Below are 14691 nucleotides of genomic sequence, written 5' to 3'. Positions count from 1 at the left end.
GAAGCGTGGTGACACGTGCAGCTGACGGATACTAATCAATCGAGGACTTAACTTATACGAAGAGCGCAGGCGACTGATCAGGTCCGACCGCATAAGCAGAATGCACGGAGTGGATTGTGCTTATGACGGCTTGGACCTAGGATCCGGAGCTAGACAACGAAAAACGCACTGATCATGACGATTGTCTTTCTTATCTAGTTTTGAAGGTGCTATATAAGCATTATAAAAGAATCAAAGTCCAGTGGCGATGGCGGAGAGGTCACACCTGTTTCCATTCCGAACACAGTAGTTAAGCTCTCCAGCGCCGATGGTAGTTGGGGTCCTTCCCCTGCGAGAGTAGGACGTTGCTGGGCAAAGAAAAAACTGATGTCAAAATCATTTCCTGATGATTTTTGACATCAGTTTTTTTGTGTAAAAGTAATTCATATTTGGCTGTTTACTGTCAATATTGTTGTTATACCCATCTTAATTTAGCTAAAAATAGACACTATTTATCACATAAAAATTTTATAAATTATAAAAAATTGAATAAATTTTACATTTTCTGGTTAATTATAATAGTAAATCATGGAAAGGAGGTTTAGGGAAATGGATGTAAATATGTCTTCTTCAGAGGTGTTATCAGAGATTAAACAGTTAAGTGAAAATGGAGTAAGTTTGAATAAAAAGAAAGTAAAAAAGAGCAATCCACAATTAATGAGAAGTGCCTTACATTATTTTCCGAACTGGGATTCCGCGGTTGAAAAGAGTAACGTACAATGAAAATGAATGTGTGAAACGAAATGGTTACATAAAAATCCCCTTTCTTAATAAGAAGGGGATTTTATAAACATCTTCTTTAATTCTTTAGACATATTGTGAATATCCTGCAGCGCTTTTTCCTGCAACATGACCGGTTGAAAATGCTGCCGTAATATTAAAACCGCCCGTATAACCATGAATATCCAAAATTTCTCCGCAAAAATAAAGTCCGTGCATTTTTTTCGATGCCATTTCATTGGGAACTACTTCTTTTAATGAAACCCCACCACCTGTAATAAAGGCTTTTTCAATAGAAAGGGTGCCATTAACTTTTACTGGGAAAGCATTCAGCAGTTGAGCAAATTTACGTACTTCGGTTTTTACTAAATGATTGTAGGTCTGGCCTGGATCAATATTTGTTTTGGATAAAAGAAAGTAGAAATAACGTTCAGGTACTAATCCATTCCATACGTTTTTTACTGCCTTTTTTGGTGATTCTTTCGAAAGTTTTATCAGCTGCTGAAAAGTTTGTTCTTCATTTTGATCTGGAAAGCAATCAATTGTTATATCAACTTCTTCTCTTTTAAATTTTTTCAAGGCTTTTACAACAAATTGACTAAGTCTAAGAGCAGCTGGACCAGAGATGCCTTGATGGGTAAAAATGATATCCCAACGATGGGTTTTTATCGCTTTTCCCTTCGGATTATGTACAGTAATATTGATATCCCGTAAAGACAGACCTTGAAGCGTACGATCCCGAATAAATTTTTCATTGGATGTAAGAGGGACTTCTGTTGGATAAAGGTCTGTGATGGTATGACCAGCCTTTTTTGCCCATGCATATCCATCTCCGGTACTACCGGTTCGGGGAACAGATTTTCCTCCAACTGCAATAATGACAGCTTTCGTCGTGATTTCTTCTTCTTCATTCAATAGAATTTTATGGATGTTTTCTCCATAATTTATCGTTCTTACTGGCGTATTCATCTTAACATCAATATTTAGGCGCTCTAATTCTTTGATTAAAACTTGTACCACTTGCTTAGCCGAATTACTTACAGGGAACATCCTCCCTTTATCCTCTTCCTTTAATTTCACACCTAAATTTTCAAAAAACTCAATGATATTTTCATTATTAAAAATTGAGAATGCACTATATAGAAAGCGTCCATTTCCAGGAATATGTTCGATAAGTTCAGGTTCAGGGAGCCGGTTTGTAACATTACATCTGCCACCACCTGAGATAGCAAGCTTCCTTCCTAATTTGTTTCCTTTATCAATAATTAATGTCCTAGCTCCATTTCTGCTTGCGGTGATAGAGGCCATTAGCCCAGCCGGCCCACCACCGATTACGACAACGTCATAAGTCAAAATCCTTCCATCCTTTCAGTGCTAAATTTGTTGTTGTATCGATTATAAATATAAATGTGATAAAATGAATTTGTCTATGTATACGAAAAAAGTACAAGGGAAGTCAGAATATGTCAAATATACTTCGAGGAACTATATTAATAACAGGTGCGAATTATTTATCTAAAATATTGGGAATCTTATATGTTATTCCGTTTGAAGCTTTAGTAACTGGTACAGCACTATCATTATTTTCCTTTGCATATACACCGTATACTATTTTAATTAGTATATCCACTATGGGCATTCCACTTGCAATGTCCAAATTTGTTTCAAAATATAACACGCTTGGGGATTATCAGACAGGACGCAGAATGTTTCAGGCGGCCTTTAAGGTTATGATGGTAACAGGAATTTTGGCCTTTCTTTTGCTGTTTTTTAGCTCGGATTTTATTGCTAAGATTGCGATTTCAGAAGAAGAGACCAATTTTCCTTACTCTGTTGAGGAAGTATCCTTCGTTATCAAAATGGTCAGTTTTGCATTATTGATTATTCCAGCCATGAGTATTATGCGCGGCTTTTTTCAAGGTTATGGCTCCATGGGTCCCTCTGCTGTTTCTACGGTAATGGAACAAATCGTCCGCATAATCTTTTTGCTGGGTAGTGTGTTTCTTGTACTAAAAGTTTTAGGTGGTACGGTAACAAATGCAATTGGCATGGCTACTTTTGCAACCTTTGTAGGTGCAATAGGATCTTTATTCGTTCTGGGGTATTTTTGGAAGATGAGAAAACCTTATTTGGACCAACAACTCAACGCTCAAAAAACAAAAACCAGACATTTTGATTCAAAGGGAATGTTTAAGGAATTATTAAGTTATGCTGGTCCCTTTGTGTTAGTAGGACTGGCAACACCGATTTATCAGTTAATTGATCAGTTTACCTTTCCGAGGGCTATGGCAGCAATAGATTTAGGTGGAGAAACAGCAGCACTTGCTTATTCGGTTATTGTTTTATTAGGACATAAACTTGTGATTATTCCGGTTACATTGGCAACAGGGCTTTCTTTAGCATTGTTACCAGTGATTACGAGTTCGTTTACTGCTCAAAAGCGGGATTTGTATATTCAACAGATTAATCAATCCTTACAAATTATTATGCTAATTATTATACCAGCTTCTGTAGGGTTATCAATCTTAGGTAATGAAGCCTACGGAAGCTTTTACGGAATTGAGGATTTGACTGAAGCAGGTCCATTATTAAGCTGGTATGCTCCTGTTTCTTTGTTTTTTGGCTTATTTACAGTTACCGCTTCGATTTTACAAGGAATCAATAAGCAGAGTTTTGCCCTTATCAGTTTAGGCGTAGGAGTAATTATTAAACTTGTTTGTAACATGCCTTTTGTATATCTTTTTGAAGCAAAAGGCGCTATATTTGCTACAGGAATTGCTGTGCTAACTGCTTCTACTTTGAATTTATGGAAAATTAAACATACCATTAATATGCCTTTTAAACCTTTATATAAACGAACTTTACTAATATTTATATTTACAGGGGTTATGGCAATAGTAGTGTTCTTTTTAAAGTGGATTTTTACAACCTTTGTTTTTGAGGAAGCGTCACGTATTTCATCAATTGTGATTACCATTACATGCGTTGGTATTGGTGGATATATTTATATGTGGCTTAGTTATAAAGCTACACTTCTTGAAAGAGTACTAGGCAGCCGTGCTAATGTTTTAAAACGTTTTTTTATTTAACATGAATTTTTATTCTGCATCTCTGGAGGTAGAAGGATTGCGATTAGATAAGTTATTGGCTAACATGGGCTATGGAAGCCGATCAGACGTTAAAAAGATATTGAAAAAAGGAATCGTACAAATTGATGAAACAATAGCTAAGAATGGAAAGACACAGGTGAATCCGAAAGAACAGGAAGTTTTCGTAAACGGAGAGAAGGTTGAATATAAAGAATATGTTTATTTAATGATGAATAAACCAAAAGGGGTCATTTCAGCGACAGAAGATCCTGTTCAGACAAGTGTTGTCGATTTACTGGAGATGGAGGATCAAATTTTTAACCCCTTCCCAGTTGGCCGCTTGGATAAAGATACTGAAGGTTTATTGCTATTAACAAATGATGGAAAATTGTCTCACGAAATCCTGTCTCCGAAGAAAAAGGTAGGTAAACGTTACTGGGCAAAAATTGCTGGAGAGGTAACGAAAATAGATGTACAGGCTTTCTCTGAAGGAATTGAACTAGATGATGGATATATTACAAAACCTGGACAGCTAACGATAGTATCTAGCGGACCTGTTTCAGAAATCGAATTAACGATTATGGAAGGAAAATTTCATCAAGTAAAACGTATGTTTCGTTCAGTCGGGAAAGAAGTGACAGAGTTAAAAAGGTTACAAATGGGAAATTTGCAGTTGGATAATACGCTGGAACCTGGGGAATACCGGGAATTAACGGATAATGAGCTTCACTTGCTTCGAAATTAGTTATTCTAACTTTAAATCGTAAATTCAAGGGAGGTTAATCTGAGATAAGCAGACTTCTTACAGCGCTTTCGCTCTTCTTTTGTCCAGATTCAGGGAACTAGCTCCTGGTCGATATAGGTAAATCCCATTACGTGGCTTAATAATGGTACCACTTCATGGGATTTACTTATACGATAGGAGCTTGAGCAGGGCTCTTTCGCTTGTCTAGCTTCGGATCCTAGGTCCAGGCTGCCACTTCAAATATTCTGATTATGCAGTCGGACCTAACCAGTTACCTTCGTTTTTCTTACGATATTTTAACTTTCTTTTTTGTGGTGGTCCATTTCCCTCTGCTGGGGCTTTTGACTAGGCCGTTATAGGATAGTACATTTAAGTCTCTTTGAACGGTTCGATCTGTAATGCCAAACTCCTCTGCTATTTCTGTTGTTGTTACTGTCCCATTTTCCTTTATGTAAATATAGACAGCTTTTACCCTCGCTAGCATTCGGGAGGTTGATCGATTCAAATAACCACTCCTTAAGGAATTTTAAAACTTCTGTGGTGTTATAAAGATCGATGTTGTGTCCGTTTATATTATTATTATACCAAATCATCATATTTTTTCGTAATTTTTATAAAAATATTTGTTATTATTTTAATTAGAACCATAATTCGTGATTCGAGAGGAGGGAGAACGTTGCTTATTTTGCGGAAACTTTTTATGAAAATGGTAGATATGAATAATCATCTATTGTTTATCTTAAGTTTTTTACTTATTTTCCTGAGTACTGTTCTTATTATGATTTTAGATCCTGAAACCTTTACGAACTGGTTCGATGCTCTCTGGTGGGTTATGACTACCGTAACCACTGTCGGTTATGGGGACTATGCTCCTATAACAACAGAGGGAAGAGTTTTTGCCATGATACTATACGTTTTAGGAATTGGTCTTATTGGTGTGGTTATCGGGAAAGTCGTAGATGGACTGTCAGCTTTTCGAGTGAAAAGAGAGGAGGGAAAGATCATGTATAAAGGAAAAGAACACTTCATCATTATTGGCTGGTCAAAAAAGGCGGGCTATGCTCTTCATGAAATGATAAATACCTCTAAAGATATTGATATTGTCATTATTGATGAACGGGAAAAAGCCCCAATTCTAAGTGAAAATATTTATTTTGTTCAGGGTGATGGCGTATCAATAGAAACTTTAGAAAAGGCAAATATAAAAGAAGCAAAATCGGTCTTAATATTTGCAGATGATTCGATTGAAGAAACACAATTAGTTGATGGGAAGACTCTGTTAATTGCATCCACGGTGGAATCGATAGCCCCTGAAGTACATACGGTGGTTGAAGTTATGGAGGAATCTCATATTAAAAATTTCCAACACAATCAAGTGGATGATTTCATTTTCTCCCATGAAACCATTTCCTCATTAGCTGTTCGAACCATTTTTTCAGAGGGGGTTTCACAAGTATATGGGCAACTGCTGCAAAGAAATCATGGCGATGATTTATACCAGATCCCGAAAAAACCTGAATGGCATACATATGGGGATGCTTTTCATGATTTATTAAAAGAAGGAGCAACTTTGATTGCTGACGGTAAAAACTTAGGAGTAAATCGTATGCTTGATCAGCCAATAAGGGAACAAGCAAAGTTATATGTAGTCTGTGACGAGCATACATATGAAAAAATAACAAAATAATTCCTGCTTCCTAATTGTTTCGCATAAAGAATGAACATATTTCTGTTTGGAATGATATAGTAAAGAAATCAAATTGCAGAAAGGAATATGGGTATGGGACAAAATCCGCACTATTTTATCGGTATACCAATAGCAGAAGAATTACAAGGCTGGCTCCGTAACTGGCAAACGGAAATCGAAAAACATGCATCTTATAAACAATGGACAAATGAAGAAGATTTCCATATTACCTTGAAGTTTTTAGGTGGAATGAACGCTACTCAAATAGAACGTATTGTTGAGCTAATGGATAAGCTCGAACCACCAGAACGATTTTACACGGAGATTGGTGACTTAGGTTTTTTTGGAAAGAAAACACAGCCAAGAGTGGTGTGGGCAGACGTAGAACATATACCTTCTTTATTGACCCTGCAAAATCGAATTGAAGAAAAGGTAATTCAATTAGGGATGGAAGAAGATAATCGAATGTATAGACCGCATGTAACATTGGCGAAAAAGTGGAAGGACCCTGAATCCTCTTTAAAATCTAGAGAGGAACTTTTAGCACAATTACCTGGTCCAATGAAACAAAGAATGCTTGTCCAACAATTTCACATTTATCAAATTGAACCACAAGAAGACGTGAAATATAAGCCTATTTTCACAAAAAACTTAAAAGAATAAGGTCTGATGATCAATGGCACAATTAATCAAACTTCAAGATTATATTTCTAGATATGAGACAGATTTTTATCGGTATCCTGGTCAGTTTATTCGATTAAAAAAAGAAAATTGGAAGAAATTGCTTAATAGATGGGAGCAAGAATACACGGAACCATCTATGGAGTATTTTGATGAAAAGGAGCCGCAAAAGTCAACGAAAAGATTTTCATTTCGAGGTCTGTTCAATGGGAAGAAGCAGCAGGATGTTTTTGAACATTTACCAGCAAACAATAGTGATGCCTACTTTATCCCAAAGGATGAAGAGACGCTGAAATATTATTTTCTGGATGATATTTTTAAATTTCAAGTTAAATGGGCCTCGAGTACAATTAGAGAATATTCTGCTGTAGATGACAAATATAGAATGGATGCTTATTTAAAATATTTTTTACAAAGGTTTCCTGATACATTTCTGGTTATGTATCAGCCGATTTTTCAGCTCCATAAAGCGGCAGTTGAAGGGGAAATCATTCTTATTACCCCTGTAGAGGTCATTTGTATTGCTATATTAGAGGAAAATGAGAATGTCATATTTATCCCTGAGGATGGACGAACATGGTATAGGGAATTTGAGGAGATTCAAACACGCATTTTAAGCCCCACAATTGGTCTGAAGCGGACAGAAAACATCGTGAAAAGTATTTTTAACAAATACAACATCGATATTCCTATCACGAAAGTTGTTTTATCCAAAAATAATAAGATTGAATTTAAAAGCGAACCCTTTAACACGCAATATATTGGTAAGGAACAATATATTGAGTGGTTTGATCATCTGAGAGCATTTTCTTCTCCTTTAAAACATAAGCAACTTAAAGCGGGTGAAGCTTTATTAAAGCATTGCCGTTCGACATTTACACAGCGACCTGAATGGCTTCATGAGGATGACCAATCCATATTTGACCTATAATCCCTTTGTGAAATGTAGTAAAAGTGAATCGTTTAAAGGGGAAGATGGTTATGTATCTATTAATTGTAAATCCTGTTGCCGGAAATGGTAAAGGAATGAAAGTCTATGAAGACTTAAAACAGGAACAATCATCCATATTTTGGCGGTGGAATGAAGATAGAACCTAATGCTAGGATAAATTCAAAGGATTTCTACGTTACGATTATTCATAATATATCGAAGGTAAAGGTATTATGTTTAATTTTTACAGTCTTTTTTGGAAAACATTTATCTTTCAAGGAAGTTGATGTATATAAAGCGTGAACAATACACATATCCTCAGATGGTAAAATCTATTATCAGGTTGATGGTAATATGGGAAAATGTGCGAATTGTGCGGTCTCAAAAGATTTTTCGACAAGGATAGTTCATAGATTTTCATAAATTAGTCTTGAAATCACCTATCAATTTGCGTTATTCTAAAAAAAGTCGTCTATTTTTGAAACATATATGAAATATATGTCATATCTTTGAAATAAAAATCTGATATCTTCGACAAACATAAAATTGCTCTAAAAAATGTGAACTTGGTGATATATTTACTAAAATCTATCAAAGGTTTGCTAATAGAAGGTGAATGGGATTGGAACAAATACTTGGTAAAGAGTGGACAATTACACCAGCTGGAGGCTCAACAGGTGAAGCCTACTATGCACAACATCAGGAAAAAAGACTATTTTTAAAACGTAATTCATCTCCTTTCATTGCTGTATTATCTGCAGAAGGAATTGTTCCAAAGCTCGTTTGGACAAAGCGTCTTGAAAATGGTGATGTCATTACGGCACAGCATTGGTTAGAAGGCAGACATTTAGAGCAAGATGAAATGAAGCATGAACAAGTATCATCGTTGTTAAGTAAAATTCACCATTCTACTGAACTGCTTCATATGTTTATGCGTATGGGAAAAAAGCCACTCGAGCCTGAATTTATATTAAAGCACTTAAGGGAAACACATCTATATCAAAGCAAAGTGGATACGAGCATCGATATTCATAAAGGACTAAAGTTTTTACAGGAATTTTTACCGTATGTACAGAAACAGAAAAAGGTCGTTTGTCATTGCGATGTGAATCACAACAATTGGTTACTTGCAAGAAATGACGAGCTCTATTTAATCGACTGGGATAATGCAATGATTGTAGATCCTGCGATGGACATCGGTCTTTTGTTACACAATTATGTCCCTGAAAATGAATGGGGACAATGGTTGAGTACGTATGGGATTGAATTAACTGATCATTTTCGGTATCGAATGGATTGGTATGTTGTTGTTCAGTCCATCTCCTTTATCCAATGGCACTTTGAGCGAAATGAACGAAAAGAAGTAAATAACTGGCTAAAAACCCTGCAGTCGATTTTTCGAAAAATTGGTTATTAGAAACGATTGTTTAAGGCATAATAAATTCCTTATTGTTTGTTGCAAAATAATAGGGAATTTTTTTATCGCGGAGAAATGAGATGAATAGGAAACAAAAAAGGAGTGAAATGATGAGATTAAGAAATAAACCCTGGGCTGATGATTTTATAAAAGAAAACCATCATATAACTGAATTATCACCCCTTTCTTATAAAGGAAGCTGGCGGGACCTTTTTCAAAACCAACAAGCCATACATTTAGAAATAGGTACAGGAAAGGGACAATTTATTGCAAATATGGCAAAACAGCACCCTGATATAAACTTTATTGGTATGGAACGAGTAAAAAATGTCATCGTAGGGGCCATAAAAAAAGTGGATGAGGCAGGTGTTCGAAATGTCCGTCTTATAAATGAAAATGCCCAGGATTTAAGAGATTTGTTTGCTGAAAATGAAGTTGAGCAAATTTATTTAAATTTTTCAGATCCATGGCCCAAAAACCGGCATGAAAAAAGACGGTTAACTTTTCATACCTTTTTAGAGCAATATGAGCATATTTTATCCTCAAATGGTGAAATTGTATTAAAAACGGATAACCGAAACTTTTATGAGTATTCCCTTGTTTCTTTTTCACAATACGGTATGGAACTGGAAGAAGTTACCTTGGATTTACACGCAATGGGGGATCCTTTAAATGTTATGACAGAATATGAAGAGAAATTCTTAAATAAAGGACAGCCAATTTATCGTTGTCGTGCACAGTTTCGGTAATAAATATTACCTCTCTCCTGCTGATTGAAAATTTCCAATATGTTAGACTAAATGCAGGGAGGGGATTTTTTGGAAACTTTAGAAGTTGGTCGTGCGAAATTAACATGGTTAAATGGAGGAGTTACCTTTTTAGATGGTGGTGCTATGTTTGGTGTTGTACCCAAGCCTTTATGGAGTAAAAAATACCCTGTAAATGAGAAGAATCAGATTGAGCTGCGGACGGATCCACTTTTATTACAAATCGATAAGCAAAATTTTTTAATTGACTCTGGTGTAGGGGTTCATAAATTCACAGACAAGCAAATTCGAAACTTCGGAATTTTAGAACAATCTAAAGTAGAACAATCGTTACAGGAACTGGGATTAACTACTCATGATGTTGATGGTGTATTAATGACTCATTTACACTTTGATCATGCCTGTGGGTTAACGAAATGGCAGGGGGAAAATTTAGTTCCAAGTTTTGAAAACGCAACGATTTTTGTTACGGATGTAGAGTGGAATGAGATGAGAAATCCAAATTTACGTTCGCAAAATACATATTGGGAAGCAAACTGGAAACCTATCGAGAAAAAAGTTGAACCCTTTTCTAAAGAAGTGGAAATTGTTCCTGGTCTGAAAATGATTCATACAAGTGGTCACAGTGATGGTCATGCGATAATTGTCTTCGAGGATAAAGAGGAAGTGTTTATTCATATGGCAGATATAATGCCTACTCATGCGCATCAAAATCCATTATGGGTCCTAGCGTATGATGATTATCCTGTAACATCTGTACACCAAAAGGAAAAGTGGACGAAGGCGGGATTTGAGAAACAGGCTTGGTATACATTTTATCATGATGCGTATTACCGGGCTTTAAAGTATAATACCAAAGGTGAAATAGTGGACGAGATTTCACGTCAAAGATATCAATATACGGATTAATCCGTACCCCCTTGTTTATTCTTCAATAGGCAAGGGGGTTTCTGAATTTAGTTTTAGCTTGGAAATGTCAATAAGGGAACCTGTTTGAGCATCTGCATAAAACTCATATTGAATTGTTTCACCATTGATATGACGTGAAATCCCCCCCCTGTACACTTGATTATGTACACTTTCTCTAGTAAGACTTTCAGGTTTCATATAAATCCAGGACCCCGAAATAGAACCTGCCTCTCTAAACTTCTTTTTTGTCATATTAAGGACTTTCTCTGGTGATAAAGGGGAATCAGGTGTTGCTTTACCAAGGGCAAATCCAAGGGAAGTTCCAACCCCAAGGCCAATAAGTAAGCTTTTATAACGCATATAAATCACTCCTCATTATTACTGTAAGGAATCTTTCATTATAAATCAATGTTCTGCTTATGCAGTCAGGCCAAACCAGTCGCCTTTGCTTTTCTAATGTCCAGCTCCAGTGCCTAGACCCTCGCTGATGTAAGCATTCCTCATTACGTGGTATAAAACCACCACTCCATGAGGCTTACTTACACAGTCGGGTCTGATCAAGGCCCTTACGCCTTTCTAATGTCCAGCTCCGGCTCCTAGGCCTAAGCTGTCATAAGCATAATCCACTGCGTGGCGAAGAACATGCCACTCCGTGAATTTTGCTTATGCAGTCAGGCCAAATCAGTCGCCTTTGCTTTTCTTTTATTATAACGGATTTTTCTGGTTTTGGTAAATTTGATTGGAAAGTTTGGAAATGTTCCGTTAGAATATAGGGGACATCAGTTTTGGTTGTTAGGTTATGGGATATCCTTATTCTAATAACCTGAATTTATAATCCCTTAGTCTTTTTTGTGAATTAGTGAAAGTGTGTTTTTTTACTACTTATACTATCTATTATGGCCATGAAAAGTTAAGGATAGTATAAATTTGACCATATTTAAATGGAGTTGATTACATAATGAATGATGAAACACTACAATTATTCAGAACATTAACAGAGCTACCAGCTGCACCTGGGAATGAGCATCAAGTACGTAATTTTATGAAACAAGAGCTTAATAAATATTCTGATGAAGTCATTCAGGATCATTTAGGCGGCGTATTTGGTATAAAAAAAGGAAATGGCCCTAAAGTTATGGTTGCGGGTCATATGGATGAAGTTGGCTTTATGGTTACCCAAATCACAAAAAATGGCATGATTCGTTTTCAAACATTGGGTGGCTGGTGGAGCCAAGTTTTACTTGCTCAACGTGTGCAGGTAATCACGGAAAATGGACCTGTTATTGGTGTAATAGGTTCAACCCCTCCTCATAATTTAACACCAGAGCAAAGGAAAAAGCCGATGGATGTTAAAGAAATGTTAATTGACATTGGGGCAGATGATGAGGAAGATGCGAAGAAAATCGGCATAAAACCTGGACAGCAAATTGTCCCGATTAGCCCATTTACACCTATGGCAAATGATAAAAAAATTCTGGCTAAATCCTGGGATAACCGGTATGGTTGTGGTTTATCCATCGAACTACTAAAAGAACTTCAAAATGAGGATTTACCTAATGAATTGTATTCTGGTGCAACGGTTCAAGAGGAAGTGGGCTTAAGAGGATCAAAGGTTGCAGCGAATATGATTAATCCGGATATTTTCTTTGCTTTGGATGCATCACCAGCAAATGATATGTCTGGAGATGAAAATAAATTTGGGCATATTGGTAAAGGAGCTCTTTTACGTATATTTGATCGTACCATGATTACTTTACCTGGTATGAAGGACTATATATTAGATACAGCTGAAACAAACGATATTCCATATCAATATTTTATTTCTAATGGTGGTACAGATGCTGGAAGTGTTCATCTGTCAAACGAGGGTGTACCATCAGCTGTAATTGGAGTTTGTTCAAGATATATTCATACTCATGCATCCATCCTTCATGTAGATGATTATGCAGCAGCTAAGGAATTAATCGTAAAACTTGTGAAATCTGCCGACCAAAGTACAATTGACACCATAAGAAATCCATAAAGAACTATATGAAATTCAGGTAAAAGGGATGATAGCATGAAAATCATTGTAGGCTCCCAAAATCCAGCAAAATTAAATGCTGTAAAAGCGGTTTTTCCTAAAGCAACTATTGAGGGGATTGAAGTTGATACACGAGTTTCCTCACAGCCCTTTTCTGATGAAGAGACGCTAGAAGGTGCTATTAATAGAGCAAAAGAAAGTGTTAAGGCTGAAAAAGGGGCAATGGGAATAGGTCTTGAAGGTGGAGTCATGGAGTTTGAGGATGGCATTTACTTATGTAACTGGGGCTCATTAGTGGATACATATGGAAATGTATTTACAGCAGGTGGTGCACGTATCCCTTTGCCAGAAGAAATAAAACAAGGACTTGAAAAGGGAAAAGAACTGGGTGATTTGATGGATGAATATACACAAAAGCAGGGAATACGTAAAAAAGAGGGTGCAATTGGTATATTTACAAATCAACAGGTTAGTAGAGGGGCAATGTTTACACATGTTGTTCGTCTGCTGAGAGGTCAATATGAATTTTTAACAAAACAAACGGATGGGTAAACCCATCCGTTTGTTTAACTTACTATGGATTATTGATAAATATACTGTAATACATCCAGAGCCTGATCAACAGTTTCTACAGTAACATTAGCACGGTTGGATAATTCTTTGAGAGGGTGAACAAGCGAATCTGGTCGAATTAAAATTAACGGTTTATTTAATGTTACGGCCATACTGGCATCCATTGCTGTATTCCATTGTTTAAACTTTTCTCCAAATAAGGCAATGACCACATCTGCTTTTTGCATTAGAACTTGCGTACGTAGATTGTTGACACTAGATGCGGCATCATCTCTTGCTACGTTATTGGGTTGACTCCCCAAAATTTTTTCACCGATATCATCAGATAAATCATGGTTTTCCTGAGGGCCTACAAAGGTTAAAGGAAGTTTGTTTTCTAATGCCTTTGATTTCAGCTCCTCACGCCAATTGCTATGAATTTCCCCGGCTAAATAAACAGTTAGTTCCATGCTATCCCTCCTCGCTTTTTATATCTATTCTTATCTTCCATTTTCTACTACCACTTGTCAAATTTTATATCCATAGTATGATAGTAGGAGAGGAATTTCGACATACTTTTGGTCAGGAGTGGAAAATTTTGAAATTAATAAAAGGTAAACGTCAGTTCTTTTTTCTCTTAAGCCTGGGATTAGTTGTGTTTTTAAGTGGCTGTTTTCTATCAGAAGATAAAGCTCTTGAGAATGCCCATGAAGCAGCAGAAAAGTCCTTTAATGGAGAAGCTCAGGAAACAAACCAGAAAATTGATGTAATTTCACTACATTTGCCAGATAATATGGAAATTAACGGAAGTTCAAATAACAATGTTTTTTTACAAAGTGAAAATCAACAGTATTTACTCTTTTATAACCAATTTGAAGGGGCAAACAGCCATTACTTATTTGACGGAATTCAGTCAAGAGAAGATAGTTTAATGGTTGAATCTTTTGAAGATGACAGTCGTTTTGGCTTTATTGCTGTTTTTCCAAATTCGGAAAAAGCTCATTATGAATTACAGGTAGGTATAGGTGGGGCGAAGATTACTACCATTACTACGAAGGAAAAATTAGAGCAGGAAGCTAAAGAAATGATGGACATTATCAATTCAGTGGAAATGAGTTCACCAGAATAAAA

Annotated in this window: 17 protein-coding genes and 1 rRNA gene; 14 read left to right on the top strand and 4 right to left on the bottom strand. The window is 36.3% G+C overall.

What is annotated here, in order from left to right:
- Positions 1–237 precede the first annotated feature (237 nt).
- Both rrf and BMX63_RS18220 read left to right on the top strand, forming a co-directional pair.
- A 5S ribosomal RNA gene (rrf, locus tag BMX63_RS17115) occupies positions 238–353 on the top strand.
- Between the two features lie 235 nt (positions 354–588).
- Positions 589–762: a hypothetical protein gene (locus BMX63_RS18220; protein WP_177167371.1), complete on the top strand. Its 174-nt coding sequence runs from the start codon at positions 589–591 to the stop codon at positions 760–762.
- Positions 763–846: 84 nt separating this feature from the next.
- On the opposite strand, the gene BMX63_RS17110 is transcribed toward BMX63_RS18220, so the two are convergent.
- Positions 847–2112: a BaiN/RdsA family NAD(P)/FAD-dependent oxidoreductase gene (locus BMX63_RS17110; protein ID WP_093137756.1), complete on the bottom strand. Its 1266-nt coding sequence runs from the start codon at positions 2110–2112 to the stop codon at positions 847–849.
- 110 nt (positions 2113–2222) lie between these two features.
- Between BMX63_RS17110 and BMX63_RS17105 the strand changes: the two genes are divergently transcribed.
- The gene (locus tag BMX63_RS17105) at positions 2223–3848 is read left to right on the top strand and encodes a putative polysaccharide biosynthesis protein (protein ID WP_093137754.1); all 1626 of its coding nucleotides are present in this window, start codon (positions 2223–2225) and stop codon (positions 3846–3848) included.
- A gap of 37 nt (positions 3849–3885) precedes the next feature.
- On the top strand, positions 3886–4593 hold the full coding sequence (locus BMX63_RS17100; RefSeq protein ID WP_245732878.1) for a pseudouridine synthase: 708 nt from the start codon (positions 3886–3888) through the stop codon (positions 4591–4593).
- Positions 4594–4879: 286 nt separating this feature from the next.
- On the opposite strand, the gene BMX63_RS17095 is transcribed toward BMX63_RS17100, so the two are convergent.
- Positions 4880–5098, bottom strand: coding sequence for a DeoR family transcriptional regulator (locus BMX63_RS17095; protein WP_093137751.1), 219 nt, complete (start codon positions 5096–5098; stop codon positions 4880–4882).
- A 195-nt stretch (positions 5099–5293) separates the two neighbouring features.
- Here BMX63_RS17095 and BMX63_RS17090 point away from each other — a divergent pair, with 195 nt between their 5' ends.
- The 7 genes from BMX63_RS17090 (at position 5294) to BMX63_RS17065 (ending at position 10985) form a co-directional block, all read left to right on the top strand.
- The gene (locus BMX63_RS17090; RefSeq protein ID WP_245732877.1) at positions 5294–6280 is read left to right on the top strand and encodes a potassium channel family protein; all 987 of its coding nucleotides are present in this window, start codon (positions 5294–5296) and stop codon (positions 6278–6280) included.
- A 93-nt stretch (positions 6281–6373) separates the two neighbouring features.
- Positions 6374–6943: an RNA 2',3'-cyclic phosphodiesterase gene (gene thpR / locus BMX63_RS17085; RefSeq protein ID WP_177167370.1), complete on the top strand. Its 570-nt coding sequence runs from the start codon at positions 6374–6376 to the stop codon at positions 6941–6943.
- A 13-nt stretch (positions 6944–6956) separates the two neighbouring features.
- Positions 6957–7892, top strand: a complete 936-nt coding sequence (locus BMX63_RS17080; RefSeq protein ID WP_093137747.1) for a hypothetical protein — start codon at positions 6957–6959, stop codon at positions 7890–7892.
- A gap of 150 nt (positions 7893–8042) precedes the next feature.
- Complete coding sequence (locus BMX63_RS18880; protein WP_220083843.1) at positions 8043–8195, top strand: hypothetical protein; 153 nt, start codon at positions 8043–8045, stop codon at positions 8193–8195.
- Between the two features lie 319 nt (positions 8196–8514).
- A complete protein-coding gene (locus tag BMX63_RS17075; RefSeq protein WP_093137745.1) occupies positions 8515–9309 on the top strand; it encodes a phosphotransferase family protein in 795 nt (264 codons plus the stop codon).
- A gap of 110 nt (positions 9310–9419) precedes the next feature.
- On the top strand, positions 9420–10058 hold the full coding sequence (gene trmB, locus BMX63_RS17070) for a tRNA (guanosine(46)-N7)-methyltransferase TrmB (RefSeq protein ID WP_093137744.1): 639 nt from the start codon (positions 9420–9422) through the stop codon (positions 10056–10058).
- A 69-nt stretch (positions 10059–10127) separates the two neighbouring features.
- Entirely contained in the window at positions 10128–10985 is an 858-nt protein-coding gene (locus BMX63_RS17065) for a YtnP family quorum-quenching lactonase (protein ID WP_093137742.1), read from the top strand.
- 15 nt (positions 10986–11000) lie between these two features.
- Here the strand turns inward: BMX63_RS17065 and BMX63_RS17060 are convergent, their stop codons facing one another.
- Positions 11001–11345, bottom strand: a complete 345-nt coding sequence (locus tag BMX63_RS17060; protein ID WP_093137741.1) for a PepSY domain-containing protein — start codon at positions 11343–11345, stop codon at positions 11001–11003.
- 598 nt (positions 11346–11943) lie between these two features.
- On the opposite strand from BMX63_RS17060, the gene BMX63_RS17055 reads away from it, so the two are divergent.
- On the top strand, positions 11944–13008 hold the full coding sequence (locus tag BMX63_RS17055; RefSeq protein ID WP_093137739.1) for a M42 family metallopeptidase: 1065 nt from the start codon (positions 11944–11946) through the stop codon (positions 13006–13008).
- Between the two features lie 36 nt (positions 13009–13044).
- Positions 13045–13560 (top strand): DUF84 family protein, encoded by a 516-nt coding sequence (locus tag BMX63_RS17050; RefSeq protein WP_093137737.1) that lies wholly within the window; start codon positions 13045–13047, stop codon positions 13558–13560.
- A 29-nt stretch (positions 13561–13589) separates the two neighbouring features.
- On the opposite strand, the gene BMX63_RS17045 is transcribed toward BMX63_RS17050, so the two are convergent.
- Complete coding sequence (locus tag BMX63_RS17045; RefSeq protein WP_093137736.1) at positions 13590–14030, bottom strand: YtoQ family protein; 441 nt, start codon at positions 14028–14030, stop codon at positions 13590–13592.
- Between the two features lie 128 nt (positions 14031–14158).
- On the opposite strand from BMX63_RS17045, the gene BMX63_RS17040 reads away from it, so the two are divergent.
- Positions 14159–14689 (top strand): hypothetical protein, encoded by a 531-nt coding sequence (locus tag BMX63_RS17040; protein ID WP_093137734.1) that lies wholly within the window; start codon positions 14159–14161, stop codon positions 14687–14689.
- Positions 14690–14691: the final 2 nt, after the last annotated feature.

Source organism: Salinibacillus kushneri (genome assembly GCF_900111405.1).
GTDB lineage: Bacteria > Bacillota > Bacilli > Bacillales > Alkalibacillaceae > Salinibacillus > Salinibacillus kushneri.
The sequence above is the reverse complement of the archived record's forward strand: the minus strand, read 5'-3'. Positions and strand labels throughout refer to the sequence as shown.